The sequence below is a fragment of the Arthrobacter sp. 2MCAF15 genome (assembly GCF_052115605.1).
Lineage (GTDB): Bacteria > Actinomycetota > Actinomycetes > Actinomycetales > Micrococcaceae > Arthrobacter.
Genome location: NZ_JBFRGZ010000020.1, coordinates 1 through 24,104 on the forward strand (window position 1 = coordinate 1; position 24,104 = coordinate 24,104).

Here is a 24,104-nt window from a genome sequence, read left to right on the forward strand (position 1 = left end):
CTGCTCAACTGCTCAAAAGTTGTGCTGGACATCGCGGCGCTCACAGTTCGCCACCGTTCTTGGACGCGTACTCCTGCGCCGACAGCAGCGGACCCTCCCCGGTCACGGCGACCTTGAACAGCCAGCCGGCCCCGTAGGGATCGCTGTTGATCAGCGCGGGGTCATCGACGACGGCGGGGTTGATTTCGGTGACCTCGCCGGTGACCGGGGCATACAGGTCCGAAACGGACTTGGTCGACTCCACCTCGCCGCAGGTCTCCCCCGCCGTCACCGTCGAACCGACCTCGGGCAGGTCCACGTACACAATGTCACCGAGGGCATCCGTGGCCACAGCGGAGATGCCGATGGACACAACGTTCCCGGCTTCCCGCGCAACCCACTCGTGCTCGTCGGAGTACTGCAGTTCAGGGGCAACTTTTGCCATGTGTTTTCCTAAGTCTCGGTTGGTCGTGGTGCTAAATCTATTGTGGCTGGGTTAGCCGGAGGCTGTTGCCGGGTTGGGCGGCGGATGAGGCAATTCCTCCGCGTGCTCGGTCGCGAAAGCGCCCGCTGGGCGGACGCGACGCTCCCTTAGACGCACGTCTCCGGAATCCCCTCACCCGCCAACCGCAAGTTTCAGTTTTCGGGGCCAACAGTTTTCAGGACTACGGTTCCCGGGAAGAAACCTTGGCCCTGCGATCTTCGAGGGCCGGGCTACTACTTGGCTTTAAGGGTGTCGTCAAGCTCAACCCCCAATGATCGAGCTTGAGACAAACCAGAGCCGCGGCAGGCGGTTAATCCCCAGCACCTTTGGCTTTCGAAGGCGCCAGTTCCCATTGGTCCCGGCGTGGCGTCGTCTCAAAGGTGACATGTCCTCGAGGGGCTGGCTGGCCGCGGTTTTCGAAAGCGTGCGTCTAAGCGAGTGACCGCCGTCGGGGTTCCCTGGCCGAGCTTGCGAGGCTAGGGGGACGGCGGGTCAAACGAGCGAGCACGCGTGAAAACTGGGGCAAGCCAGCCCCGGAACCGGGAACCGCTGAAGCGGCTGGTCCGTTGAGGTACTTGTCGGGCTACTTGACGCGCTTGTAGAAAGGCAGTGCCACTACTTCGAAGGGCTCCGCCTTGCCGCGCAGGTCGATGTCCAGGGCCGTGCCGGGCTCGGTGAACTCGACGTCGACGTAGGCCATGGCGACCGGGTAGCCGAGGCTGGGCGAGGGCTGGCCCGAGGTGACTTCGCCGACGACGTTGCCGTCCTTGAGGACCGGGTAGTGGCCGCGGCCGGCCCGGCGTCCGAGGCCCTTGAGCCCGACGAGCTTGCGGCCCGTCGTGGCCCCGGCGCCGGCTTCCTTCTTGGCGGCCAGTGCGGCCTTGCCGATGAAGTCGCCTTCCTTGGACAGCGCGACGACGGGGCCCAGGCCGGCGGCGAACGGATCCCCTTCGAGGGAGAGCTCGTTGCCGTAGAGCGGCATGCCCGCCTCGAGGCGGAGCGAATCGCGGGATGCCAGCCCGGCGGGGGTCAGCTCGCCGTCTTCGGCGATGGCGACGAGCGCCTGCCAGAGGGCGGCGGCGTCGTCGTTCGCCACGAAGATCTCGAAGCCGTCTTCACCGGTGTAGCCGGTGCGGGCCAGCAGGAGGTCCTGGCTGGCGCCGCCGAACATGAAGGGGACGTCGACAGCGGCGTAGTACTTCAGGCCGGTGACGAGTTCGTGCTGCGCGGCGGGAACCAGGCGTAGCAGGATCTCCTGGGCTTTGGGACCCTGGACTGCGATCAGCGAGGTCTCGGCGGAGGCGTCTTGGACCGTGACGTCAAAGCCTGCAGCGCGCTCAGCCAGGGCAGCGGCAACGACCTTGGCGTTGCCCGCGTTGGGGACCACGAGGAACTTCTGCTCGCCGCGGCGGTAGGTGATGAGGTCGTCGATGATGCCGCCGTCCTCGTTGCAGATCAGCGAGTACTTGGCTTTGCCAATGGCCATCGCGGAGATCTTGCCCACCAGTGCGTAGTCCAGGAAGGCTGCGGCGTCCGGACCGGTGACCCAGACTTCGCCCATGTGGGAGAGGTCGAACAGGCCCGCGGACATGCGGACGGCGTGGTGCTCGGCGAGTTCGGAGCTGTACTTCAGCGGCATCTGCCAGCCGCCGAAGTCGGTGAAGGAGGCGCCGAGCTTCTTGTGTTCTTCGTAAAGTGCCGTGTAATTCTCAGTCATCGTTGGCTGTCCTTACTTGTTTGAGCCGGAGTTGGCGGAGTCGTCGGAGTGGCCTGCTGTGTCTTCTTCGAAGGCTTCGAGGGGAGGGCAGGAGCAGATCAGGTTGCGGTCACCGGCCGCGCCGTCGATCCGGCCGACCGGCGGGAAGTACTTGTCCTGCTTGAGCGTGTGGACCGGGAAGACGGCCTGCTCGCGCGGGTACTCGCGGGTCCAGTCGGTGCTGATGACGGCGGCGGCGGTGTGCGGTGCGTTGCGCAGCGGGCTGTGCTCCACGGTGAAGTCGCCGTGGGCCACCTGGTCGATTTCGGCGCGGATGGCGACCATGGCCGTGATGAAGCGGTCGATCTCGCCGAGGTCCTCGGATTCGGTCGGCTCCACCATGAGGGTGCCTGCCACCGGGAACGCGAGCGTGGGGGCGTGGAAGCCGTAGTCGATCAGGCGCTTGGCCACGTCCTCGGCGGTCACTCCGGTCTTGGCCGTGAGTTCGCGCAGGTCCAGGATGCACTCGTGCGCCACGAGGCCGCCCTCGCCGGTGTACAGAACCGGGAAGGAGTCGTTCAGGCGGGCCGCGATGTAGTTCGCCGCGAGCAGGGCCGACTTGGTGGCCTCGGTGAGGCCCTGGCCGCCCATGAGCTTCACGTAGGCCCAGGAGATCGGCAGGACGCCGGCGGAGCCGTAGCGGGAGGCGGAGATCGGGGTTCCGTCGGCGCCGTTGGCCGGATCGGCTGCGTTGCCCGGCATGAACGGTGCCAGGTGGGCCTTGGCCGCGACCGGGCCGACGCCGGGTCCGCCGCCGCCGTGCGGGATGCAGAAGGTCTTGTGCAGGTTCAGGTGCGAGACGTCGCCGCCGAACTGGCCCGGCTGGGCCAGGCCGACGAGGGCGTTGAGGTTGGCGCCGTCGATGTAGACCTGGCCGCCGGCGGCGTGGATCGCGTCGCAGACCTCGCGGACGTCGGCGTCGTACACCCCGTGGGTGGAGGGGTAGGTGATCATGATGGCGGACAGGGCGTCCTTGTTGGCCTCGATCTTGGCGTTGAGGTCCATGTGGTCGATCGTGCCGTCGGAGGCGGTGGCCACGACGACGACCTTCATGCCGGCGAGCACGGCCGAGGCCGCGTTGGTGCCGTGGGCGGAGGCCGGGATCAGGCAGACGTTGCGCTGGGCCTCACCGCGGGAGAGGTGGTAGCCGCGGATGGCCAGCAGGCCCGCGAGTTCGCCCTGGGACCCGGCGTTGGGCTGGATGGAGACCTGGTCGTACCCGGTGATCTCGGTCAGCTGTGCTTCGAGGTCGTCGATCAGTTCGCGCCAGCCGGCGGTCTGCGAGTCCGGGGCGAACGGGTGGATGGAGGCGAACTCCGGCCAGGAGATGGCTTCCATCTCGGCCGTGGCGTTCAGCTTCATGGTGCACGAGCCCAGCGGGATCATGGTGCGGTCCAGGGCAAGGTCGCGGTCCGAGAGGCGGCGGATGTAGCGCAGCAGCTGGGTTTCGGAACGGTGGGTGTTGAACACCGGGTGCTGGAGGTAGTCGGAGGTCCGTTCGACGGCGGTGTCCAGGCCGAAGGAGGAGTCTGCTGCGTCAACGACGCTGGCCCCGAAGGCGGCGACGACGTCGGCGACGATGGCCGCCGTCGTGGCCTCATCGGCGGAGATGCCGACGGTGTCGGCGTCGATGGCGCGCAGGTTGACGCCCTTGGCGTCGGCGGCCGCGATGATCTCTGCGGCGCGGCCCGGCACGGAGACGGTGATGGTGTCGAAGAACGAGGTGTGCAGCACGTCGAGGCCGGCGGCCTTCAGGGACGCCGCGATGGTCCTGGCGTTGTTGTGGACGGTCTGGGCGATCGCCTTCAGCCCGTCGGGGCCGTGGTAGACGGCGTAGAAGGATGCCACGATGGCCAGCAGCGCCTGGGCGGTGCAGATGTTCGAGGTGGCCTTCTCACGGCGGATATGCTGCTCGCGGGTCTGCAGGGCCAGTCGGTAGGCGGGGACGCCCGCGTTGTCCTTGGAGACGCCTACGAGGCGGCCGGGCATGGAGCGTTCGAGCCCCTTCTGGACCGCCATGTAGGCCGCGTGCGGGCCGCCGAAGAACAGCGGCACGCCGAAGCGCTGGGCGGAGCCGACGGCGATGTCGGCGCCCTGCTCGCCCGGGGACGTGATGAGGGTCAGGGAGAGGAGGTCGGCCGCGACGGTGACGAGGGCGCCGCGTTCCTTGGCGTCGGCGATCACGGCGGTGTGGTCGAACACGCGGCCGGATACGCCGGGCTGCTGCAGGACGACGCCGTTGATGACCCCGGCGGGCAGGCCCTTGGAGAGGTCGGCGACCTCAACCTCGAAGCCGAGGGCCTCGGCGCGGCCCTTGACGATCGCGATGGTCTGCGGGAGGCAGTCGGCGTCGAGGACGGTCTTGCCGTCATGTGCGGCCTTGTTCTTGTTGGCGCGGCGCATCATCAGCACGGCCTCGGCGACGGCGGTGGCTTCGTCCAGCAGCGAGGCGTTGGCGATCGGCAGGCCGACGAGGTCCTGGACCATGGTCTGGAAGTTCAGCAGCGCCTCGAGCCGGCCCTGGGAGATTTCCGGCTGGTAGGGCGTGTAGGCGGTGTACCAGGCCGGGGCTTCGAGGATGTTGCGGCGGATTACCGGCGGGGTGAGGGTGTCGTAGTAGCCCTGCCCGATCATCTGCACTGCGGTCTTGTTTTTCGCCGCCAGCTTGCGCAGTTCGGCGAGGACTTCGACTTCGCTGAGGGCAGCGGCGAGCGCGAGGTCGGAGTCCTGGCGGATGTCCTTCGGAACGGCGGTGTCCACCAGGGCGTCGACGGTGTCGTAGCCGACAGCCTTCAGCATGGCGTCGACGTCGGCCTGGCGGCGGGCGCCGATGTGCCGGTCAACGAAGGACGTGGAGGCTGGGGTAACAGTCACAAGGAACTCCATAACTCAGGCGGCGCAGGGTACGCCACATTGATTCGGGTTCCTCCCCGCTCTGTATTGGACCTGAGAGTTTCCGCGCAGCCCGCATCAGGGGCTCCGCTTGCACCGTCGGTGAGCACAACGCGCTAAGGACGCACCTGCTACTTTCCAGAGATGCCTTGCCGCGGCGGTACGTGGGCCTGAGAGATTCCTGGGGAGGATTTGCTCCTACGGCGCCTGCTTGTACCTACTTGCAGGACTCTCCCGCCGCAGATCAAAGGCGTATTCAATTGGGGTGACAACAGTCACAGCACTCATTGTCCTATGCCGGGCGCGCGTCCGCAAACTCCCTCCCGGCGGCGGCCCCAAGTTACAGGTCCGGCCACGCGAGTTCGCCGCAGGCGTGCGGGGACGCCGTTTCGTTCCGGCGTAGTCGCAGGCTTCCGGCGTATTCGGCGAGCGGGGTCTCGGCGGCCGTCAGCGGCGCAGCTTCTCGACGGCGGCCAGGAGGCTCTCGACGTCGTCATTGACTTCCGGCGGCTGCCCGCCCGGCCCCCGGCCCAGCATGGCGTTGAAGTACAGCCCGTCCCCCATGTACAGGACGGCTTTCGCCATGGCGGGCCCGACGTCGGCGGCCAGCAGTTCCAGCCAGTTCGCCTGGGCGGCGGCGAAGCGGCGGAGGGTCTCCTGGTGCGCCACCTCGGCGAGCCTCGTGGCCGCGACGAACACCCGGTCCATGGGGGTGTCCGCCCACACCGAGGATTTGATGAAGTACACCGCCGCACCCTCGGGGGCCTCAGCCATGGCGGCAACATCGGCAGCGAGGTGCCCGTCCAGCCGCTCGAGCAGGACCGCGATCATCGCCTCCTTGGTCGGGAAGTGGTAGAGCAGGCCCCCCTTGGAGACTCCGGCCCGGCGCGCGACGGCGTCCAGCGTCGCGGCGCGTTCACCGACTTCGATGAGCAGGGATTCGAAGGCGTGGAGAACGGCCTCGCGGGCGACGGGTTTCCTGGGCATGCCTCCCATCATGCCTGTCCGGTGGCGCATTTCTTAACTGTACCGTCCAGACGGTATAGTTATGTTCCATGAGCATTCCGTCGATCACCGTCACCACCAGCACCCTGTCGGCCACCGGCCCCCGGGCCCCGTGGCGCGACTGGGTGGCGCTGGCCCTGCTGATGTTCCCTGTCCTGCTTGTGGCCGTGGACAACACCGCCTTGACGTTCGCCCTGCCCGCCATCGCCCGCAGCCTGGACGCCTCCGGCGTCGAACTGCTGTGGATCATCGACGCCTACCCCCTGGTTCTGGCCGGACTCCTGGTTGCGATGGGCAGCCTGGGTGACAGGATCGGCCGGCGCCGGCTGCTCTTCGTGGGCAGCGCAGGTTTTGCCGCGGTCTCGGCCTTGACGGCGTTCGCGCCGAGCGCCGAATGGCTGATCGCAGGCCGCGCCGGGCTTGGCCTCTTCGGCGCCATGCTCATGCCATCAACGCTTTCCCTGATCCGCAACATTTTCCCGCAGCCCAACCGGCGCAGATTGGCCGTGGCAATCTGGGCCGCAGGCTTCTCCGGCGGCGCCGCCCTCGGGCCGATTGCCGGCGGCTGGCTGGTGGAGCACTTCTGGTGGGGCGCCGTCCTGCTGGTCGCAGTGCCGATCATCCTGCCCCTGCTGCTGCTCGGTCCGGCATTGATCCCGGAGTCCCGCGACCCAAAGCCCGGACGCGTGGACGTGCCCAGCATCATCCTGTCCCTGCTGGTCATGGTGCCCGTTGTCTACGGGATCAAAACCCTCGCCACCCACGGGCCCTCGCTGGAGGCCTTCGCGAGCATCGGAGCCGGGCTGCTCATGGGCTACGTGTTCATCCGGCGCCAGCGCGCCCTGGCCAGAGGCCACAAGGCGGACCACAGCACGGCGCCCATGCTCGATGTCAGCCTCTTTGGCAACCGGGTCTTCAGCACCGCCATCACCGCCAACGTCCTGGCGCTGTTCTCCTTCAACGGCTTCATTCTCTTCCTGGCCCAGCACCTGCAACTGCTGGAGGGGCAGTCCCCCTCCGCCTCCGGTGTCGCCATGGTCCCGGCCCTCATCGCCACAGTCGTTGCCGGGCTGCTGGTGGTCCCCCTGGTGCGCAAGGTCCGGCCCGGCTTTGTGGTGGCCGGCGGCCTGCTGCTGAGCGCGGCGGGCTACTTCCTGGTGGCATTCGGCGACCACAGCCACGGCCCGTCACTGCTGCTGGCCGCGCTGCTGGTCCTCTGCCTGGGCGTGGGTGCCGCGGAGACGATCTCCAATGACCTGATCCTGGGCGCTGCGCCTGCGGACAAGTCGGGGGCCGCCGCCGCCATCTCCGAGACCGGCTATGAAGTGGGGTCCCTGCTGGGCACGGCGATCCTCGGCTCGATCCTCACGGCTTCTTACCAGGGCAACCTCCGGCTCCCCGCAGGCGTGTCCGAGCTCGCCCCGGCCTCTGCCACGAACCAGGCCGGCGAGACCCTCGCCGGCGCCGTGGAGCTCGCGGGGATGCTTCCGGCGCCGCTGGCAGAGGCGGTGACGGCGGCCGCGCGCACCGCCTTCGACTCGGGCGTACACATCACGGCCTCCATCGCCCTGGTCCTCATGTCCGGGGCGTGCGTGCTCGCCGCGGTCCTCCTGCGGAAGGTGCCGAAGGCAAGCTAGCAGCACCGGTTCCATCGCCGTCGGGCTCGAGTTCGACCGTGCTCAGCGCGACCGACATGCGTTGCCCTTCCAGGACCATTCCGTAGCTGAAAAACTCCAGCGTCCGGCGCCGGGAAAATACCCGACGCCGGACGCTGGAGTTTCGTGGGTGCGGCCTGGTGCTAGCAGGACCTACTTGCTGTCCGGAGTGGTCACGCTGGCGGTGGCCTTCATGGTCTCGGCACTGACCATCCAGGCGTACTGCTCAAACTTTGCGATGAACTCGTGCAGCAGATCGGCGGTGGTGGGGTCTTCATCGTCCACTTCGTCATGGACTTTGCGCATGGTGCCAACGGCCGCCTCCAGCGCTGCGACAATGCGTTCGATCGCGTCCTTCGTGCTGATCAGCCCCGCCGGAAACTCGGCCAGCGCGGTGGACTTGGAAACCGTGGAGTTTCGGCCGTCAGGGAGGGCGTGGAGGGCGCGCATGCGCTCGGCGAGGTCGTCCGCGAACCCGCGGGCGGCGTCGACGATCTCGTCCAGCTGGAGGTGAAGGTCCCGGAAGTTGGTCCCGACGATGTTCCAGTGCGCCTGCTTGCCCTGAACGTGGAGTTCGATCAGGTCCACCAGGACTGCCTGCAGGTTGGTCGTCAGTGTGGGTGTTGCTTTCATGCGTCCTCCTCGATAGAACCGGTGCGGTGGAGGCCGCGCGCGCCGCGTACTGGCGGCCCGGCCCATGCTTTCGACGCTACCGCAGGGCGGCGTCGGGCCGCGACGGTTCGGGGAGGAATTTCTCGATCAGCTTACTAAGCCGGCTTACTAACTGCTTCGGGGGCGGCTAGACGGCTTCGTTGAGGACCGGGCCGCGGGGGAACACGGCACGGGTGATGCCGCCGGATGTGGCCTCGGAGAGCTGGGTGAGGTAGTCGTTGCGGCGCCGCGGCGTAATCCTGGACTGGGGTTCGAACGGCTGCGCGGGGTCATCGGCGTAGTGCGCGGTCAGTCCGTCGCGCATCAGCCGGATGGCCTCCGAACGCTGCTGGGACACCGCAGCATGGGTGGATCCGAGTTCGGCGGCCAGGTCTTTGACCGTCCGGTCGCCGAAGTAGATCTCCTCCACGACGTAGCGCATCCGTTCCGGCAGGGATTTCACGGCGGCCCGCAGGTACTGGAGCCGTTCATCCGCGAGCACGGAGTGTTCCGGGGTGAGGGTCTCGGCGGCCAGGGTATCCACCACGGCCTCATCGAGGGGTGTCAGCGTGCGTGAGGCATCCGCGAGCGCGGCCTCCACAACGCTCTGCTGGACGCCAAGGGCGGAGGCGATCTCGTCCACTGTGGGCGTGCGGCCAAGGGCGGATGCCAGGGTTTCCTGGACGGACATGGTTTCCTTGATCCGCCGGCGGGCGGAGCGGGTGGCCCAGTCGCTGGCCCGCATCTCGTCCGCGAACGCGCCTAGGATGCGCCGGCGGGCGAACGCGCCAAAGGGGACCCCGAGGTCGGGATCGAACGAATCGGCCGACGTGATCAGGGCAATTGCACCGGCCGAGGCCAAATCATCGCGAGAAAGGTGTGACGCCTTCGAGCACAAATCTGAGACGAGATACCCCACCAGCGGAAGGTGCTGCGTGACCATCTCGTTGCGTTCCACGCGATTCAATACTGTGTCCCCCCATGAGACCGGATCCGAAGGGCTGTAGCCCTTAAAACGCCGAGAACCGCACCCAAACCGACCGGTACTCCCCCCATTGGAGTCAGCGTTCGCAAGCAGGGCGCAGCACCCATGGAGGAAACCTATCACCTGATCCCGGATCTGCGTGTACCCTCAGGGAAAAGCTTGGCAAAAAGTGCGGTACCCGCCCCGAAGCTGCGATTCAGGGGGCGGAAAGAGAATGGGGCCCATGAGCGCAAGTGATCTGTCCGCGGCGCTGTGGCAGGAGCGCCGGCAGCTGGAACTGCTCCTTTTCAGGCTGGAAACGCTACGGCTGCACGTCGGGGCCGGGAATGTGGAATGGCTGCGCCTCATGGCTTCCGAAATCGAAGCCGTGCTGGACCGTTTGCGCTTTGAAGGCCTGGCCCGGAGTGTCGAATCTGCCGTCGTCGCGGCCCAATGGGGTATGCCGGCACAAGCGACGCTGGTTGAACTGATTGCGGCCGCACCCGCCGGCCCCTGGGCCGAGATCCTGGGTGAGCATCTGGACGCCCTGCACGCACTTCTTGATCGGCTCGGCGCGGCCGCCCGCGTGAACGAAGAGGCACTGCGGCTCCTCCCCTTGCCGGGACGTCCCGGCCCGGCGGGCACCGCCGGACTGCTGGATCAGCTGGCCACTGGCGGAAACCTGGAGCGGGTCCTGGCCGTGGTCCGGCGCGCACCCCAGCCCGCCCTGGCCCAGTATCTGGGCGGGGAAAAGGACTGATCCGGGACCTGGCTTCAGCCCTTGGCGGAAGGTGCGGGCGGCAGGAGCCCGCGCAGCGCGTCCTCGGCCTCCGGGCCGGCTTCCGCCGCGGCGAGGTTCGCGGCCGCGATGGCTTCGATGACTTCCCGGCGCTGGATGGGCACGCCCCGGGGTGCCTCAATGCCTATCCGAACACCGTCGCCGCGGCCTTCCAGGACCGTGATGACGATGCCGTCGCCGATCATGATCTGTTCGCCCGGCTTGCGTGTAAGTACCAGCATCTTCTCAATCTACCCTTCACCGCGGGGAGCTTCGGACGATTCCCGCCGGTTCTGCCATGTCGGACCCGGACCGGCGGGACGGGCGTCGATCCAGCCCACGGGCAGGCCCAGGCCATTGACGCTTTCAGGCGACCCCGTCTCCGAGGCGCCGACCACCGCCACCGCGGCAACGTTGAGCTGGGCGGAGAGCACGCCGACCCAGCGCTTCGTGTCCTCATGCTTGCGTCCGGCATCGACCACCACCCAGACCTGGTCGGCGGAGAGCGCGGCCACGGACTGCACCCGGGCCAGGGCGTTGCGGGCTTTGCCGAGTCCGAACGCCACCAGGACGGTGCGCTCAGTCAGCACCGCGTGGGCGCGGGCGGCCGTGGCGCTTTGCCGCCCGTCAACGTGCAGGTGGCCATAGGCGGAAAGCTCGCCGGCGGTCCGGACATCCGCACCGCCCGCCGCCATGGACATGGCCAGGGCGGCATCCATGGCGTCCTCCCCCAGCCCGACCAGAACCACGAGATCGCCGACGCCGTTCAGCGGTGCGGGGGCAACCCCGGCATCCCCCGGCGCCCGGCCCGGCGCGGCGGCGGGAGTTGAAACTGGAATTGAGGCGGCGGGTGTTGGGGCAGCAGGACTTTGGGCAGCACGGTCGGCCGGCCCGGCGTAGCTTTCGGCGGGAACTCCGACGGCGGAAGCCGGGTCGGCGGCGGGAACTGGTTCCGCCGGGGTCCTGAGCCCGGCGCCGAGCTGCTCCAGGATCTCCGCAAAGTCCCGTGACTCGGTGGACACACCGGCGGCGGGCCGGTGCAGGCTCAGCTCGGCGGCGTCCGCCTCTTCCAGCAGTGCGGCGATGGCGGCGCCCTGAAAGTGATGGGACGGTCCGACGGCGGTCCTGGCCGCAGCAGGCGCGGCCGGCGGTCCGGTCTGGGCTGCGGGTGCGGGTGCGGGCGCCGCCGGTGCGGCGGCAGCGCCGGCGTCGCGCTCTCCGGCGTGGCCCTCTCCGGCGGGTCTGCCGGGGGGCGCCGTTTCGGTCCCGGCCAGGATGTCGGCGTCGGGCACTACCTCGCCGGTGACCACCTCATGTTTGGACATGATCTCGATCATTGCCTCGTAGCGGTCCTGGGCGAAGAGGCCGGCGATGCCGGGGCTGATGACGCGTTCGGCGGACACGATCCTGGCCGCGGGCCCGTACTGCTGCTCCGCCTTGCGGCGGATTTCCTCAAGCGAGGCTCCCTTAAGCCGATAGCGGTTCGGCATGGCGCACCACTCCTACTGTTTCGATCCGGACGTTGGCGGAGGTCACCTCGCGGTAGGACAACACGGGCACGGACCCCGGCTGGGCGCCCACGAGCCGGTGGATGGCCGGCCGGAGCGCCGGGGCGCACACGAGCACGGCCTGGCGGTTGGCGGCGGCCGCGGCGTCGACGGCGGAGCGCACCGAGCGCAGCACGGCGTCGAGCCTTTCCTGCCCCATGACGATCTGGCTGCCGCCTTCCGCGGGCCGCATGTCCTCGAGCATGTGTTGTTCCAGGACGGGGTCGATCATGATGACGTTGAGGACGGGGCCGTCCATGAACTTGGCCGTGAGGGCGGGGCCGAGGGCCTGCCGGGCGGCTTCCACGAGCGATTCCGGATCCGTGGAAATCTTGGCGCGCAGCGTGAGGGCCTCGTAGATCCGGGCGAGGTCGTTGATGGGGACCTGCTCGTCCAGGAGGCCCTGGAGGACGCGCTGCAGCTCGGCGAGGGAGAGCAGGGCCGGGGTCAGCTCGTCGACGGCCGAGGGGCTTTGCTTGCGCACTCCCTCGGTCAGCACGCGGACGTCCTCTCGGGACAGCAGCCGGGCAGCGTTCGCCGCGACGATCGAGGACAGGTGAGTGACCAGGACGGAGACCCGGTCGATCACCGTGGCGCCCGTCATTTCGGCGTTGTGCCGCATCTCCCCCGGAATCCATTTTCCGGCGAGCCCAAACACGGGCTCGATCATCGCCGCGCCGGGGAGCGAATCCAGGTTCTCGCCGAGGGCGAGCATTTGGCCGCCGGGGGCCGTGCCACGGCCGGCTTCGACGCCGGCGATCCGGATGGCATAGGTGGCCGGCGGCAGGTCCACGCTGTCCCGCGTGCGGACCGGAGGGATGACCAGGCCCAGTTCCATGGCGATCTTGTGCCGGAGGGACCGGACCCGGGCCAGGAGGTCATCGGAAGCGCCGGAGACCATGTCCACGAGGTCCGGAGCCAGCAGGATCTCCACGGGGTGGATGCGCATGTCTTCCAGCAGTTTCTCGTTGGGGTCCTGTTCCGGGAAGTTCAGCGCTGTCGACTCGGCCTCCCGGGCCGTCTCGGCCGCCCGCTGGGTCGCGGTGGTCCGGCGGGCGGCGATGATCAGGCCGATTCCGACGAGGACGAACGGGATGGGCGGCATGCCCGGGATCAGGGCCATGGCGAGGGCGGCGACGCCGGCGATCATGAGCGCGTTCGGTGACTGCAGCAGCTGGGTGGAGGCCGTGCTGCCCATGTCCGACTCGGCGTTGGACCGGGTCACGATCATGCCGGTGGAGACGGCCATGAGCAGCGCCGGGATCTGTGTGACGAGTCCGTCGCCCATGGTTAGCAGGCCGTAGGTGTTCAGGGCATCGCCGATCTCCATGCCGCGCTGCAGCATGCCGATGGCGATGCCGCCGATGAAGTTGATGATGATGATGATGATGCCGGCGATGGCATCGCCCTTGACGAATTTCGAGGCGCCGTCCATGGCACCGTAGAAGTCGGCCTCGGCCGAGACTTCGGCGCGCCGCTCCCGGGCCTGGGTGTCGGTGAGGAGACCGGCGTTGAGGTCGGCGTCGATGGCCATCTGCTTGCCGGGCATGGCGTCGAGGGTGAAGCGCGCGCCCACCTCGGCCACGCGCTCGGCACCCTTGGTGACCACGACGAACTGGATCACCACAAGGATGAGGAACACGACGGCGCCGATGATCATCGAGCCGCCCACCGTCACCTTGCCGAAGGCTTCAATGACCTGCCCGGCATACCCGTTGCCCAGCACCAGCCGGGTGGAGGCGACGTTCAGGCCCAGCCGGAACAGCGTGGCCACCAGCAGCAGGGATGGGAACACGGAGAAGTCCAGCGGCTTCTTCACGAACATGCTGGTCAGCAGGACCAGCAGCGCCAGCAGGATGTTGCAGACAATGAGGAAGTCCAGCAGCGGCGCGGGCACGGGAACCACCAGCAGGAGCACGATCCCCACGATGCCGATGGGCACCACCAGCCGGTTCAGCCTGTTGTTCATGGTGCGGTCCTTTCACAGACGCTGATTCCCAAAGTTTTCGTGCCGTGTTTCATGAAGTGCTTCATACGAAGGCACCGGCGCTTCGCATGCGGTGCATCCCGGTGGCGGCGCCCCGGGCCTTGAGCGCCATGACGAACGCGAGGACGCCGGCCACCGCCCGGTAGAAGTCCACCGGGATCTCGTCCCCCAGCTCACAGGCACCATGGAGTGCCCTGGCCAGCGGGATGTCCTGGACCATGGGCACGTTCTTCTGCTCGGCCTCTTCCCTGATCCTCGCAGCAACGTGGCCGGAGCCTTTGGCCACCACGCGGGGCGCTGACTTGCCGGGTTCGTACTTGAGGACCACGGCCACGTGCGTGGGGTTGACCAGGACGACGTCGGCGTCCGCGATCGAGGCGATCATACGGTTCCGGCTCATCGACATCTGGCGCGCGCGGCGCTGGGAGCGGATGAGCGGGTCGCCTTCGCTGTTCTTGTTCTCGTCCTGGACTTCCTTCTTGGACATCCGGGTCTTCTTCCGGTTGCGCCGCATCACCACGAAGAAGTCGGCCGCGGCCAGCACGATTCCGGCGGCCACCGCGAACTGGACCAGGGAGGAGATGCCGCCGGCCGCCGCCGCCGTGACGCCGGACACCGGCAGGCCGCCTGCGGTCAACAGGACCGGGATCAACCCCTGCACCACCGAGTAGAGCACCAGCCCGACGACGCTCGCCTTCATCAGCGCCTTGAGGCCACCCCACACCGCCTGGGCGCCGAAAAGCCGCTTGACGCCGCTGAGCAGGTTGAAGTGTTCGAATTCGAGCCTAAATTTCTTCAGGTGGACACCGCCCTGAAGGGCGGAGCCGGCGAGGACAGCCAGGAACACGACGATCAACAGGGGGCCCACAATCCCGGCAATGGACGCGAACCCGGCCTCGAGCGCCTGGAAGGCCTTGCCGGGATCCGGTGCTGACACAATGCCGCGGACGGTGAACAGCTGGTCCGTCGCGGCGTTGGCGGCCCGGTCCACGGTGCTGGGCAGCATGAGCGCGGCCGCGCCGACGCCGAGCCAGGCGGTGAGGTCCTGGGAACGGGAAAGCTGGCCCTTGGAGCGGACTTCCTTCATCCGCTTGTCGGTGGCTTGCTCGGTCTTTTCCTGTGAATCCGCCATCAGCCCACCCCCAGCACTGCTTTGGCCGCCTGTCCGGCGAGGCTGGAAACGATCCTGGGCAGGGCCAGGAACATGAATCCGGCCAGCGTTAGGGTGAGGAGGATCTTCAGCGGGAAGCCCAGCGAGAAGGCGTTCAGCGCAGGCGCCACGCGGGTGAGCAGGCCAAGCCCGACGTCGGCAAGGAACAGCACCACCAGGAGCGGGCCGGCAATCTGCACGGCGGCCAGGAACATGCCGGACACGGCCGCGATGAGGGCCTGCACGGGCTGTGCCAGGTCGATCCCTCCGGCCAGGGGCAGGGCGGCGAAGCTGCCGGTGAGGCCCGTGATCACCAGCTGGTAGCCGTCCGAGGCGAAGAGCAGGGCCAGGGCCGCCATCTGCAGGAGCCTGGTGAACTGGGCGCCGTTGACCATCATCTGGGGGTCGAAGGCCTGGGCCATCTGGAATCCGCTGAAAAGGTCGATCAGGCTGCCGGCAGACTGGATCGCGGAGAAGATCACCAGGACCAGGAATCCCAGCACGAGCCCGGTCAGCAGCTCAAGGACCAGACCGGTGAGGAACCCGGCGGTGTTCCGGGGCGTGTAGCCGCCGACCATGCGCTGCGTCACTGCCAAGCCCAGTCCGAGTCCCAGCATTGCCTTCACTCGCCCCGGGAAGGCGTGGTGAGAGAAGGGCGGAGCCACGATCAGGAAAGCCGTCATCCGGACCGTGGCCAGGAGCAGGACTTCCAGCCAGGTCGGGTCGATGGGGATGCCCACCTCACAGGCCTCCGAGCAGGGACGGAATCTTCGCGAAGAGGTCGTTCGTGAAGGTCACCATCTCCGAAATCATCCAGTGCCCGCAGACGATCAGGGCCACGGCCACAGCGGCCGCCTTCGGCACGAAGGACAGCGTGGCTTCCTGCAGCTGCGTGATGGACTGCAGCAAGGAGATGGCCAGGCCCACCACCAGCGCCGTGACCAGCACCGGAGCGGAGAGCTTCGCGGCCACGATCATGGCCTGGAGGCAGATATCCAGGACGGCGTTCGAGTTCATCCCGAACCTGCATAGCTTTGGACCAGCGCCGTGATGATCAGGCCCCAGCCGTCGACAAGGACGAAGAGCAGGATCTTGAAAGGCAGCGAGATCATGACCGGCGGCAGCATCATCATGCCCATGGACATCAGGGCCGCGGACACCACGAGGTCGATCACGAGGAACGGGATGAAGATCACGAAGCCGATGATGAACGCGGCGCGGAGTTCGGAGATCATGAACGCCGGGATGAGGGTCTGCAGCGGGACTGCCTCGGGAGTGGCCGGGTTCTCGGCCCCGGCGGCGCGGGACATCAGGGCGATGTCCTCTTCCCTGGTGTGGGCGAGCATGAAGTGCTGCAGCGGACCCGACGCGGCGCTGACCGCACCGTTGAAGTCCAGCGTGCCGTTGAGGTACGGCTGGATTCCAGTGGTGTTGATCTCGTTGATGACGGGCCACATCACAAAGATGGACAGGAACAGGGCCAGCCCGGCCAGTACCTGGTTCGGCGGGATGGACGGCAGGGACAGCGCGTTGCGGGTCATCGCCAGGACCACAAAGATCTTGGTGAAGGACGTCATCATCAGCAGCAGCGAGGGCGCGACGGCCAGGAGCGTGATCCCGATCAGGGTCAATACGGCGGTGGAGGGTTTACCGTCCGCGCCGTTGATCTGGATGTTGACGTTCCCGCCGCCGGGGTTGGCAGGATCGGTCGGCGCCACCGGCGCTATCGGGTCGATCGGCGCGGCGTGGCCTGCGGAGGCATTGAGCCAGAGCAGCAGGAAGGTGAACAGCACGACGGCGACCCCCGCGGCCAGGAGCCTGAGGGGTCGTGTGCCTGCTGAAAGCGAGCGGGTGGTACCGGTAGCAAGGGGGCGGATCAATTGCGGCGTCCGCTCCTGAGTGCGGCGGCGGCCTGCTTCCACGTGGAGCCTGCCAGGATGGAGCCGTGCAGCGGCGGGTGGCCCGACGCGCCGCTCGCGCCGTCACGGACGGCAGGGCCGCGGACGTGGGAGCTCCGGTGAAGGGTGCTGCGGCGGGACGTCGGCAGGTCCCGGACGCCGTCCGGGCCTTCCGCGCCGTCGTCGTATCCGCCGTCGTCGTATCCGCCGTCGTCGTGCGTGCCGGCGTCCGCGCGGACGTGGCTGCCGGAGAGCGGGCTGGCCTCGGCGAGGATCCGGGCGAAATCCCCGAAGCCGCGGCCGGTGCCGGTGATAGGGACTTCTTCGGGTTCGGGCGGGATGTCCCCGGTGTGCAGGACGTTGACGGCGTGCTCGGTGACGCCCAGGAGGAAACGCTGCCCGGCGGCGTCGACTAGCACCACGGAGGCTTTCTGTCCGAGGCTCTGCCGGCTAACGATGGTCAGGGCACGGTCAGCCCGGCGCCGCCCGGTGCCTTTGCCCAGCCGGCGCTGCAGCAGCCACATGAGGCCAAGCACCGCGCCCAGGGCCACGACTACCCGCAGCCCGAGGATCAGTGCATCCATTCAGCTGAGCCCCTCGGCAACGTCGAGGATCCGGGTGATTCGAACCGCGTAGTCCTGGTCCAGGACCACAACCTCGCCGTGCGCGATCAGGCGGCCGTTGAGCAGGACGTCGGCCGGGGCGCCGGCGGAGCGGTCCAGTTCGATGATCTTGCCCGGTTCCAGTGACAGCACATCCCGGACAGACATCCGGGTGCGTCCGATCTCAACGGTGAGGGCCATTTCAATGTTGTTGATGCGGCCGAGCCGGCCGGCCACCGTGTCGCCGCCGGCGAAGACGTCCCCGGCCCGGTCCTGGCTGTTGCCGTGCTCGCGGAGCCGGACAGCAAACCAGGCCGCGGCGTTCGTGCCGTCGGAGAGTTCGAAAACCGCCGTGTCGGGGTCCGAGAGCAGCCCGGAGACGTCGGATTCGCGCAGGTCGGAGAGGACGCCGGCGCCGAAGACCGAGCTGGCGCCTTCCATCGCGGGACGCAGCACGTCTGTCACGGAGACGTGCCCCAGCTGGGACCCTGCCCCGGCGGCCTCGTCCAGGAAGGTGCGGTCGCTGAGCATGAGCGCGAGATCGGCGGTCACCGCGCCGACGAAGGTCGCCGTGACGGCCTGGCGGGCGTAGGCGGCCGCGGCCCGGGCAGGAACCAGGGCAACGACCTTCAGGGCCACCGGGCTCGGCAGTTCCTCGACGAGCCGCTCCGCCGACAATTCGTGCTTGGTCAGGGTGATGCTCATCGTTGGTTCTCCTCGATTGTGACAATGACTGCGGCCGCGCGGGAGCCGTTGCGGGCCGGGGCCGCGGTGGCCAGCCGGGTTCCGTCCAGGGTGAGGTCAAAGGGCCGGTTTTCCAGGTGCGGCAGGGTCAGGACGTCGCCGACGGCGAGGCCCAGGACCTGGCTCGGGGTGACGAACGACGTCGAGAGCCGCACCGACAGTTCCACCGGCACCTGCTCCAGCTGGGCGCTGATGCGTGCCGGGGCGTCGTCGCGGGTGTCGGTGGGGTTGACCTTCTTGAGCCGTCCCAGCAGGATGCCGGCCGGAACGGCCAGGGTGGCGGGGGCGTTGACTTCGCCGACGCTCATGGTGAAGGAGGCCACGATCATCAGTTCGCTCGGCGCGGCGGCCTGGGCAAACTGGGAGTTGTACTGGATGGTGTCCACCCGGACGGCTTCGCTGAGCAGCGGGCCAAGGGAGTAGCCGAGGTCCTCGAGGGCCTCGTCCATGAGGCCCTTGATCAGCGCCTGCTCGATCTGGGTGAACTTGCGGTCCGGCATGGGCGAATCATTGGAGGCGCCGAGCATGCGGTTGACCCAGCCGAGGGCGGCCGGGCCGGGGAACTGCACCACGAGCTTGGAATCGTGGGCCTCCACGGTGCACAGGACCATGGCGGTGACGGCGGGCAGGGAGGCTGCGTACTCGTCGTAGCTGAGCATACTGACGTCTTCGAGGCGCACCACGGACTTGACGCGCACCTTGGCGGTGAGCTGGGTGCCCCACTGGCGGGCGAAGGTTTCAAAGGCGAGTTCGAGCACGCGGCTGTGTTCGCGGGCGAGGGTCGCCGGACGGCGGAAGTCATAGACGCTGACGGTCCGCTCCCGTGCCACTTCCCGCTCATCCAAAACACTCACGGTTGCCACTATCGGCAAGGTAATGCGCGGCGTAAGCGATCCGCCGGGGGCAAAACGCTGGAAGCAACCAACTGCTTATTTCTTGCTCAGCTTCAGTGCCTCTGGAATCAGCGCCCGGACGACGTCGGGCTTGTCGGAAAGGACCACGATGTCCACCCGGCGGTTCCGCTCCATGAGCGCAGGGGTGGAGTCGTCGTTGACCTGGCGGGCCGATCCGAACGCGACGGCGCCAATGGTGCCGGGGCCAATGCCGCCGTTGTCCACCATGTACCGCAGGACGTTGACGGCGCGCGCGGAGGACAGTTCCCAGGTGGAGGGGTAGGCCGTGATGCCGTTCGCGGCGTGGCCCTCGACCATGATTTCCATGCCGGCCGGTTTCAGGACCGGGGAGATGACCTGCAGCACCCGGGCGGCCCGGGAGGTGAGTTCGGGCCGGTCAGGTTCGAAGAATGCCTGAGATCCGACCAGTTTGACCGTCAGGCCCCGCTGGTCGATCTGGAACTCGACGTTTTCGCTCAGCCCGGCCGCCGCCAGGCCGGCCTGCATTTTCTTCTGCAGCTCCTTGAGCCGGTCTACTTCCTTGATCGCTTCAGCCATGTTCTCGGGGGAGGCCGTGACGGCGCCCTTGACGGCGGCGAACGCCTCAAGGTTCTGGTCCACGAGTTCGGGCGGCACCACCGTGCCCGACGCCGTATCCACGGTCTCGGACGCGACCGCGCCGAATCCTGTGGCCAGGGAGTTGCGGAGCTTTTCAAACTTGTTGGCGTCCACCGTGGACATCGCGAAGAGGACGATGAACATGCACATCAGCACGGTGACCATGTCCATGTAGGACGCCATCCAGCGTTCGTCGACATGGTGCTCTTCCGGCTTCTTCCGCCCGCGCCGTCGTGGGCTCACGCGGCCTCGTCCATCCTGTCGGCCTTGTCCGCGCCGGCCTTCTTGCCGCCGGAGCTCTTGAGCTGGTGCTCGGGGACCATGGCCCGGAGCCGTTCGGCGAGCAGCAGCGGCTGGGCGCCGGACTGGACGGACAGCATGCCTTCCATCAGCAGCGTCATCCGTTCGATGTCCAGCTCGGAGAGCCGGGCCATCCGGGCGCTGAACGGAAGCCAGATGAAGTTGGCGGAGAGCAGGCCCCACAGGGTGGCGACGAAGGCCGCGGCGATCATGGGGCCGAGGTGGTCCGGCGTGGAGAGGTTTTCCAGGACGTGGGTCAGGGACACGACGGTGCCGATGATGCCCACGGTGGGTGCGTAGCCGCCCAGGCTCGCAAAGAATTTGGAGTTTGCGTGGTCGCTGCGGGACTTCGAGTCGATCTCGTCCTCCATCAGCATCCGGAGGTCCTCGGCGTCGGTGCCGTCGGCGATGTTCTGCAGGGCACGGGCCAGGAAGGGATCCTTGACGCTGGCCGCTTCCTCTTCCAGGGACAACAGGCCCTCGCTGCGGGCCTTTTCGGCGAAGCGGACCATCTGGTCAATGCTTTCCTGCGGCTTGGCGGTCTTGCCGAGGAACATCTTGGGGAGGGCCTTGAAGGCCTGGAGGACGTCTTTGAGGGTGTTCCCGGCGATCCCGACGGCAAGCGTGGCACCAAAGACCAGGATCATGGGGGCGGGGAGGAGCAAGGCCGACAGGCTGGCGCCTTCAAGCGACACCATGGCGATAACGGAGCCAAAGGCGAGGAGCAGTCCAATGACTGTTGCGGGATCCATCGTTACTTTCTGGGTTGCAGGGGCACCGTGGGGCCGGCGCCGTCGGTGTCGTCTGTGTCGTCGTCGGGCGAGTCGTCCGACGAGTCGGTCCGGACCAGGCTGAGCGGATACCCGGTGATGGCCGGAAAGTCCCTTGCCTTGCTCAGGACGTAGGCCCGGTAGTCGGCAATGAGCTCGACAACTTCAGCGAGGCTTTCCAGCACCACGTACGCGGCGCCGTCCAGCGTCACCAAATGCGTATCCGGGCTCTCGTGGATGCGCTCAATGAGGTCCGGATTGACCGCGAAGCGCGTTCCGTTGAGGCGTGTAACGACGATCATGGGCCGATTCTGCTCTGTGAGGGGAAGGGTATTCTCCTCCGTACTGTCGGCAGCCCCGGCCCCTTCGTTAGGCGCCGCGAACAGGCCCCTTGCACAGTCCGGATCCACGGGGTGGCGGGCGTGCCAAGATTTCCCGTGCCAAGGCCTCCGCACGGTATTAAGGTGGGAGCTGACGGGGCCACCCGGGCCGCCCCGGAAGGAAGGCCAGCCATGGTGCCATTTCCGGCTCTCGAGCAGCCGTTGAACCCGTTTCCCCGCTATGAAGCCATGCGTGAGAGTGAACCGGTTTTCCAGGACCAGGAAACCGGCGTCTGGCACGTGTTCCGCTACGACGACGTGCAGCGGGTCTTGTCCGAGCACGCCACGTTTTCCTCCCGGTTCGGCGGAGATGACCCCTCGGGCCAGATGTTTGCTGCCAGCCTGGTCAACACGGACCCTCCCCGGCACCGCCAATTGCGTTCCTTGGTGTCGCAGGCGTTCACGCCCCGGTCGGTGGAAGCGCTCGCACCGCGCATCTCGGAGCTCACCAGCGAATTTGTTGGACCCGGTCATTGCCGCCGGCACCACGGACCTGATCGACCAGCTGGCCTACCCGCTGCCGGTCATCGTGATCGCGGAACTGATGGGCATCCCGGCCTCGGACCGGAACCGGTTCAAGCAGTGGTCTGACGTGATTGTCAGCCAGACCCGCGAGGGCGCCAACGGATCCAGCCATGCGGCCGCCAACCGGGAAATGGCGGAGTACTTCATGGCCATGATCGAACAGCGGCGGCGCCAGCCGGGCAACGACCTCATCAGCGCGCTGCTCGGGGCCGAGATAGACGGGCAGAAACTCACCGTGATGGAGCTGCTCGGATTCTGCAGCCTCCTCCTCGTTGCCGGCAACGAGACCACCACCAACCTGATCGGCAACGCGGTGCTGTGTTTCACCGAGGCGCCGGGCACGGCAGAACGACTGCTCGCCGAGCCGGACCTGCTGCCGCATGCGATCGAAGAAGTGCTGCGCTACCGCTCCCCCGTCCAGTCCATGTACCGAATCTCGACGGTGGACACGACGCTGCACGGCCGGCCGGTCCCCGCAGGGTCGCCGATCGTGGCCTGGATCGGTTCTGCGAACCGGGACGCAGAGCAGTTCCCGCACCCTGACGTGTTCGACGTCGAACGCTCGCCAAACCGTCACCTGGCCTTCGGGCAGGGCATCCACTTCTGCCTCGGCGCTCCCCTGGCCCGGCTCGAGGCCAAGATCGCGCTCCAGGCTGTGCTCTCCCGGTTGCCGGGACTGGCCGTAGAACCCGGAGCGGCGCTGGAGCGGATGGAGAGCACGATCGTCTTCGGGGTGAAACAGCTCCCCGTGACCTGGCGGGCTGCCTGACCGCGAGCGCCGCTCCCGTTGCCCTCGCCGCTCCCGTTGCCCTATCAGTTGTGGCTGCCACCGGGTCCGGATGACAGCCGTAAGTGACAGGGCAACGCGGAGGAGTTAGCGCTTGAGCTGGGTCAGTTCCTGCAGGACCTCGTCCGAGGTGGTGATGATGCGGGCGTTGGCCTGGAAGCCGCGCTGCGCAACGATCAGGTTGGTGAATTCCTGGGACAGGTCCACGTTGGACATTTCCAGGGTTCCGCCGGTCAGGGTGCCGATGCCTGGGTCGCCCGCGGCACCCAGCTGCACGCCGCCGGAGTTGCCGGTGGCCACGTAGGAGGAGCCGCCGGCCTTCTCCAGCCCGCCGGGGTTGGTGAACTTGGCGAGGGCGATTTTGGCCAGGACCTGCTTGATGCCGTTGCTGAAGGATCCGACCAGTGAACCGTCGTTTCCGAGCGTGTAGGACTCGAGCTTGCCAACGGGCGCGCCGTCCTGGCCGCTGACGGCCAGCGAGCTCATGGTGGCGTAGCCGGAGACCTTGGAGAGGTCTACGGTAATCCCGGATACCGTGAGGGATCCGTTGGGGGTGAGCTGGCCGTTAGGCTGCTGCGCGAGCTTAATGGTCGACGTCGTTGCCCCATCCTTGGCAGTGACATCCCAGCCGGTAACGCTCTTGGCGAAGGTCACAGTCAAGCTGCGCTCGACGCCGGCACCATCGTAGACCTTGACGACGCGGTCCAGTGGTGCGTCTGTCACGAGGGCATCGCTTGGCAGGTTGCCGTCCAGCGTCACCGTCTTGGTGGCGGCCGCCACCATGGTGTTGGGGTTCAGCGTGATGTCGCCGACCGGACCGCCGGCGTTGATGACGCCGTTGGCGGCGGTCCAGCCCTGGAGGATGCCGCCGTCGGGGCTGACCAGCTGGTTGGCCGAATCGGGGCTGAAGGAGCCGGCGCGGGTGAAGAGCTGCTGGCCGCCCTTGCTGGTCACGAAGAAACCGTCGCCGGAGATCATCATGTCCGTGGCGCGGCCGGTGCTCTGCGAGGAGCCCTGGCTGAAGTTGGTGGTGACGCCGGCAACCCGGACGCCGAGGCCGACCTGGGCGGGGTTGGTGCCGCCGGATTCGGCCTGCGGACCCGCGGCACCTGCCTGGAGCTGGGACAGAGTGTCCTGGAACTGGGTGGAAGAGGCCTTGAAGCCGGCGGTGTTGACGTTGGCGATGTTGTTGCCGGTGACGTCGAGCATGGTCTGGTGGGCACGGAGGCCGGAGATTCCGGAGTACAGCGAGCGGAGCATGGGAACTGCCTTTCTACGGGTGAAGAGCTGGTTAGGAAGCGGCCGGAGCAGTGAGCCCGGTGATGGAGTCGAGGGGAACGGAATGATCGCCAACCGTGACGGACGGGACCGAGCCCGCATACGTCACGGAGCTGGCGATGCCGGTTCCGGTGGTGCCGTCCGCGAGCGTGTAGCCGACCGAGTGGCCGATCAGCTGGGCCGCCGCCGTCCGCATCTGGAGGGAGAAGCCCTCCTTGCTGTTGGTGGTCAGTTCAGTCATTTTTTCCATCATGGAGAGCTGGAGGGTCTGGCTCATCATCTGGTTGGTGTCCATGGGCGCGCTCGGGTTCTGGTTCTTGAGCTGCGTCACGAGCAGGGACATGAACACATTGGCATCCATGGTCTGCGAGGGAGTCCGGACGGCAGAAGCCTGGGAGGCCTCCCCCGCCGCCGTTACCGGCTGGGATGCGATCGGCTGAATCGTCATAAGTCGCGTTCCT

The 24,104-nt window shown here is 67.5% G+C and carries 24 protein-coding genes and 2 riboswitches; of the genes, 3 read left to right on the forward strand and 21 right to left on the reverse strand.

The features are described from left to right. Positions 1-40: 40 nt before the first annotated feature. From gcvH to AB4089_RS19130, 4 genes are all read right to left on the reverse strand, one after another. Complete coding sequence (gene gcvH / locus AB4089_RS19115; RefSeq protein ID WP_441410852.1) at positions 41-424, reverse strand: glycine cleavage system protein GcvH; 384 nt, start codon at positions 422-424, stop codon at positions 41-43. A gap of 622 nt (positions 425-1,046) precedes the next feature. Beyond that, complete coding sequence (gene gcvT / locus AB4089_RS19120; protein ID WP_441410853.1) at positions 1,047-2,180, reverse strand: glycine cleavage system aminomethyltransferase GcvT; 1,134 nt, start codon at positions 2,178-2,180, stop codon at positions 1,047-1,049. Between the two features lie 12 nt (positions 2,181-2,192). After that, positions 2,193-5,105, reverse strand: coding sequence for an aminomethyl-transferring glycine dehydrogenase (gene gcvP, locus AB4089_RS19125; RefSeq protein ID WP_441410854.1), 2,913 nt, complete (start codon positions 5,103-5,105; stop codon positions 2,193-2,195). Between the two features lie 39 nt (positions 5,106-5,144). Continuing rightward, positions 5,145-5,258, reverse strand: a riboswitch (glycine riboswitch). A gap of 1 nt (position 5,259) precedes the next feature. After that, positions 5,260-5,358, reverse strand: a riboswitch (glycine riboswitch). 200 nt (positions 5,359-5,558) lie between these two features. Continuing rightward, positions 5,559-6,098, reverse strand: a complete 540-nt coding sequence (locus AB4089_RS19130; RefSeq protein WP_441410855.1) for a TetR/AcrR family transcriptional regulator — start codon at positions 6,096-6,098, stop codon at positions 5,559-5,561. A gap of 68 nt (positions 6,099-6,166) precedes the next feature. Between AB4089_RS19130 and AB4089_RS19135 the strand changes: the two genes are divergently transcribed. After that, a complete protein-coding gene (locus AB4089_RS19135; protein ID WP_441410856.1) occupies positions 6,167-7,753 on the forward strand; it encodes an MFS transporter in 1,587 nt (528 codons plus the stop codon). Positions 7,754-7,924: 171 nt separating this feature from the next. On the opposite strand, the gene AB4089_RS19140 is transcribed toward AB4089_RS19135, so the two are convergent. Continuing rightward, positions 7,925-8,404: a Dps family protein gene (locus tag AB4089_RS19140; RefSeq protein WP_441410857.1), complete on the reverse strand. Its 480-nt coding sequence runs from the start codon at positions 8,402-8,404 to the stop codon at positions 7,925-7,927. A 166-nt stretch (positions 8,405-8,570) separates the two neighbouring features. Next, the gene (locus AB4089_RS19145; protein WP_390205781.1) at positions 8,571-9,389 is read right to left on the reverse strand and encodes a sigma-70 family RNA polymerase sigma factor; all 819 of its coding nucleotides are present in this window, start codon (positions 9,387-9,389) and stop codon (positions 8,571-8,573) included. Between the two features lie 241 nt (positions 9,390-9,630). On the opposite strand from AB4089_RS19145, the gene AB4089_RS19150 reads away from it, so the two are divergent. Next, entirely contained in the window at positions 9,631-10,146 is a 516-nt protein-coding gene (locus tag AB4089_RS19150; RefSeq protein ID WP_441410858.1) for a flagellar protein FlgN, read from the forward strand. 14 nt (positions 10,147-10,160) lie between these two features. On the opposite strand, the gene AB4089_RS19155 is transcribed toward AB4089_RS19150, so the two are convergent. The 13 genes from AB4089_RS19155 to AB4089_RS19215 form a co-directional block, all read right to left on the reverse strand. Then, on the reverse strand, positions 10,161-10,406 hold the full coding sequence (locus AB4089_RS19155) for a carbon storage regulator (protein WP_441410859.1): 246 nt from the start codon (positions 10,404-10,406) through the stop codon (positions 10,161-10,163). 9 nt (positions 10,407-10,415) lie between these two features. Next, positions 10,416-11,654, reverse strand: a complete 1,239-nt coding sequence (locus AB4089_RS19160; RefSeq protein WP_441410860.1) for a hypothetical protein — start codon at positions 11,652-11,654, stop codon at positions 10,416-10,418. Then, entirely contained in the window at positions 11,632-13,680 is a 2,049-nt protein-coding gene (locus AB4089_RS19165; protein WP_441410861.1) for a flagellar biosynthesis protein FlhA, read from the reverse strand. Before AB4089_RS19165 ends, AB4089_RS19160 begins: the two co-directional genes overlap by 23 nt. Positions 13,681-13,741: 61 nt before the next feature. After that, on the reverse strand, positions 13,742-14,830 hold the full coding sequence (locus tag AB4089_RS19170) for an EscU/YscU/HrcU family type III secretion system export apparatus switch protein (RefSeq protein ID WP_441410862.1): 1,089 nt from the start codon (positions 14,828-14,830) through the stop codon (positions 13,742-13,744). Then, on the reverse strand, positions 14,830-15,588 hold the full coding sequence (locus tag AB4089_RS19175) for a flagellar biosynthetic protein FliR (RefSeq protein ID WP_441410863.1): 759 nt from the start codon (positions 15,586-15,588) through the stop codon (positions 14,830-14,832). The genes AB4089_RS19170 and AB4089_RS19175 overlap by 1 nt, the downstream gene beginning before the upstream one ends. Before the next feature lies 1 nt (position 15,589). Next, entirely contained in the window at positions 15,590-15,865 is a 276-nt protein-coding gene (gene fliQ / locus AB4089_RS19180; RefSeq protein ID WP_390205792.1) for a flagellar biosynthesis protein FliQ, read from the reverse strand. Then, a complete protein-coding gene (gene fliP, locus AB4089_RS19185) occupies positions 15,862-16,728 on the reverse strand; it encodes a flagellar type III secretion system pore protein FliP (RefSeq protein WP_441410864.1) in 867 nt (288 codons plus the stop codon). The genes fliQ and fliP overlap by 4 nt, the downstream gene beginning before the upstream one ends. Next, entirely contained in the window at positions 16,725-17,330 is a 606-nt protein-coding gene (fliO, locus tag AB4089_RS19190; RefSeq protein WP_441410865.1) for a flagellar biosynthetic protein FliO, read from the reverse strand. The genes fliP and fliO overlap by 4 nt, the downstream gene beginning before the upstream one ends. Then, entirely contained in the window at positions 17,331-18,053 is a 723-nt protein-coding gene (gene fliN, locus AB4089_RS19195) for a flagellar motor switch protein FliN (RefSeq protein WP_441410866.1), read from the reverse strand. Then, positions 18,050-18,946 carry a flagellar motor switch protein FliM gene (locus tag AB4089_RS19200; protein WP_441410867.1) on the reverse strand — a complete coding sequence of 299 codons (897 nt, stop codon included), beginning with the start codon at positions 18,944-18,946 and terminating at the stop codon, positions 18,050-18,052. The genes fliN and AB4089_RS19200 overlap by 4 nt, the downstream gene beginning before the upstream one ends. A gap of 75 nt (positions 18,947-19,021) precedes the next feature. Beyond that, entirely contained in the window at positions 19,022-19,846 is an 825-nt protein-coding gene (locus AB4089_RS19205) for an OmpA/MotB family protein (protein WP_441410868.1), read from the reverse strand. After that, positions 19,843-20,655: a motility protein A gene (locus AB4089_RS19210; protein WP_441410869.1), complete on the reverse strand. Its 813-nt coding sequence runs from the start codon at positions 20,653-20,655 to the stop codon at positions 19,843-19,845. Before AB4089_RS19210 ends, AB4089_RS19205 begins: the two co-directional genes overlap by 4 nt. Positions 20,656-20,657: 2 nt before the next feature. After that, complete coding sequence (locus tag AB4089_RS19215) at positions 20,658-20,975, reverse strand: flagellar FlbD family protein (RefSeq protein ID WP_441410870.1); 318 nt, start codon at positions 20,973-20,975, stop codon at positions 20,658-20,660. A gap of 538 nt (positions 20,976-21,513) precedes the next feature. Here AB4089_RS19215 and AB4089_RS19220 point away from each other — a divergent pair. Beyond that, positions 21,514-22,347, forward strand: coding sequence for a cytochrome P450 (locus tag AB4089_RS19220; protein ID WP_441410871.1), 834 nt, complete (start codon positions 21,514-21,516; stop codon positions 22,345-22,347). A gap of 105 nt (positions 22,348-22,452) precedes the next feature. Here the strand turns inward: AB4089_RS19220 and AB4089_RS19225 are convergent, their stop codons facing one another. Both AB4089_RS19225 and AB4089_RS19230 read right to left on the reverse strand, forming a co-directional pair. After that, positions 22,453-23,625 (reverse strand): flagellar hook protein FlgE, encoded by a 1,173-nt coding sequence (locus AB4089_RS19225; RefSeq protein ID WP_441410872.1) that lies wholly within the window; start codon positions 23,623-23,625, stop codon positions 22,453-22,455. Positions 23,626-23,656: 31 nt separating this feature from the next. After that, positions 23,657-24,091 (reverse strand): flagellar hook assembly protein FlgD, encoded by a 435-nt coding sequence (locus AB4089_RS19230; RefSeq protein WP_441410873.1) that lies wholly within the window; start codon positions 24,089-24,091, stop codon positions 23,657-23,659. Positions 24,092-24,104 lie beyond the last annotated feature (13 nt).

Coding starts and splice junctions, on each gene's coding strand:
- AB4089_RS19225 (WP_441410872.1), bottom strand. CDS start 23,625: ATGCTCCGCTCGCTGTACTCCGGAATCTCCGGCCTCCGTGCCCACCAG.
- fliQ (WP_390205792.1), bottom strand. CDS start 15,865: ATGAACTCGAACGCCGTCCTGGATATCTGCCTCCAGGCCATGATCGTG.
- AB4089_RS19155 (WP_441410859.1), bottom strand. CDS start 10,406: ATGCTGGTACTTACACGCAAGCCGGGCGAACAGATCATGATCGGCGAC.
- gcvP (WP_441410854.1), bottom strand. CDS start 5,105: ATGGAGTTCCTTGTGACTGTTACCCCAGCCTCCACGTCCTTCGTTGAC.
- fliO (WP_441410865.1), bottom strand. CDS start 17,330: ATGGATGCACTGATCCTCGGGCTGCGGGTAGTCGTGGCCCTGGGCGCG.
- gcvH (WP_441410852.1), bottom strand. CDS start 424: ATGGCAAAAGTTGCCCCTGAACTGCAGTACTCCGACGAGCACGAGTGG.
- AB4089_RS19215 (WP_441410870.1), bottom strand. CDS start 20,975: ATGATCGTCGTTACACGCCTCAACGGAACGCGCTTCGCGGTCAATCCG.
- AB4089_RS19165 (WP_441410861.1), bottom strand. CDS start 13,680: ATGAACAACAGGCTGAACCGGCTGGTGGTGCCCATCGGCATCGTGGGG.
- AB4089_RS19230 (WP_441410873.1), bottom strand. CDS start 24,091: ATGACGATTCAGCCGATCGCATCCCAGCCGGTAACGGCGGCGGGGGAG.
- AB4089_RS19160 (WP_441410860.1), bottom strand. CDS start 11,654: ATGCCGAACCGCTATCGGCTTAAGGGAGCCTCGCTTGAGGAAATCCGC.
- gcvT (WP_441410853.1), bottom strand. CDS start 2,180: ATGACTGAGAATTACACGGCACTTTACGAAGAACACAAGAAGCTCGGC.
- AB4089_RS19170 (WP_441410862.1), bottom strand. CDS start 14,830: ATGGCGGATTCACAGGAAAAGACCGAGCAAGCCACCGACAAGCGGATG.
- fliN (WP_441410866.1), bottom strand. CDS start 18,053: ATGAGCATCACCCTGACCAAGCACGAATTGTCGGCGGAGCGGCTCGTC.
- AB4089_RS19150 (WP_441410858.1), top strand. CDS start 9,631: ATGAGCGCAAGTGATCTGTCCGCGGCGCTGTGGCAGGAGCGCCGGCAG.
- AB4089_RS19210 (WP_441410869.1), bottom strand. CDS start 20,655: ATGGATCCCGCAACAGTCATTGGACTGCTCCTCGCCTTTGGCTCCGTT.
- AB4089_RS19135 (WP_441410856.1), top strand. CDS start 6,167: ATGAGCATTCCGTCGATCACCGTCACCACCAGCACCCTGTCGGCCACC.
- AB4089_RS19140 (WP_441410857.1), bottom strand. CDS start 8,404: ATGAAAGCAACACCCACACTGACGACCAACCTGCAGGCAGTCCTGGTG.
- AB4089_RS19130 (WP_441410855.1), bottom strand. CDS start 6,098: ATGCCCAGGAAACCCGTCGCCCGCGAGGCCGTTCTCCACGCCTTCGAA.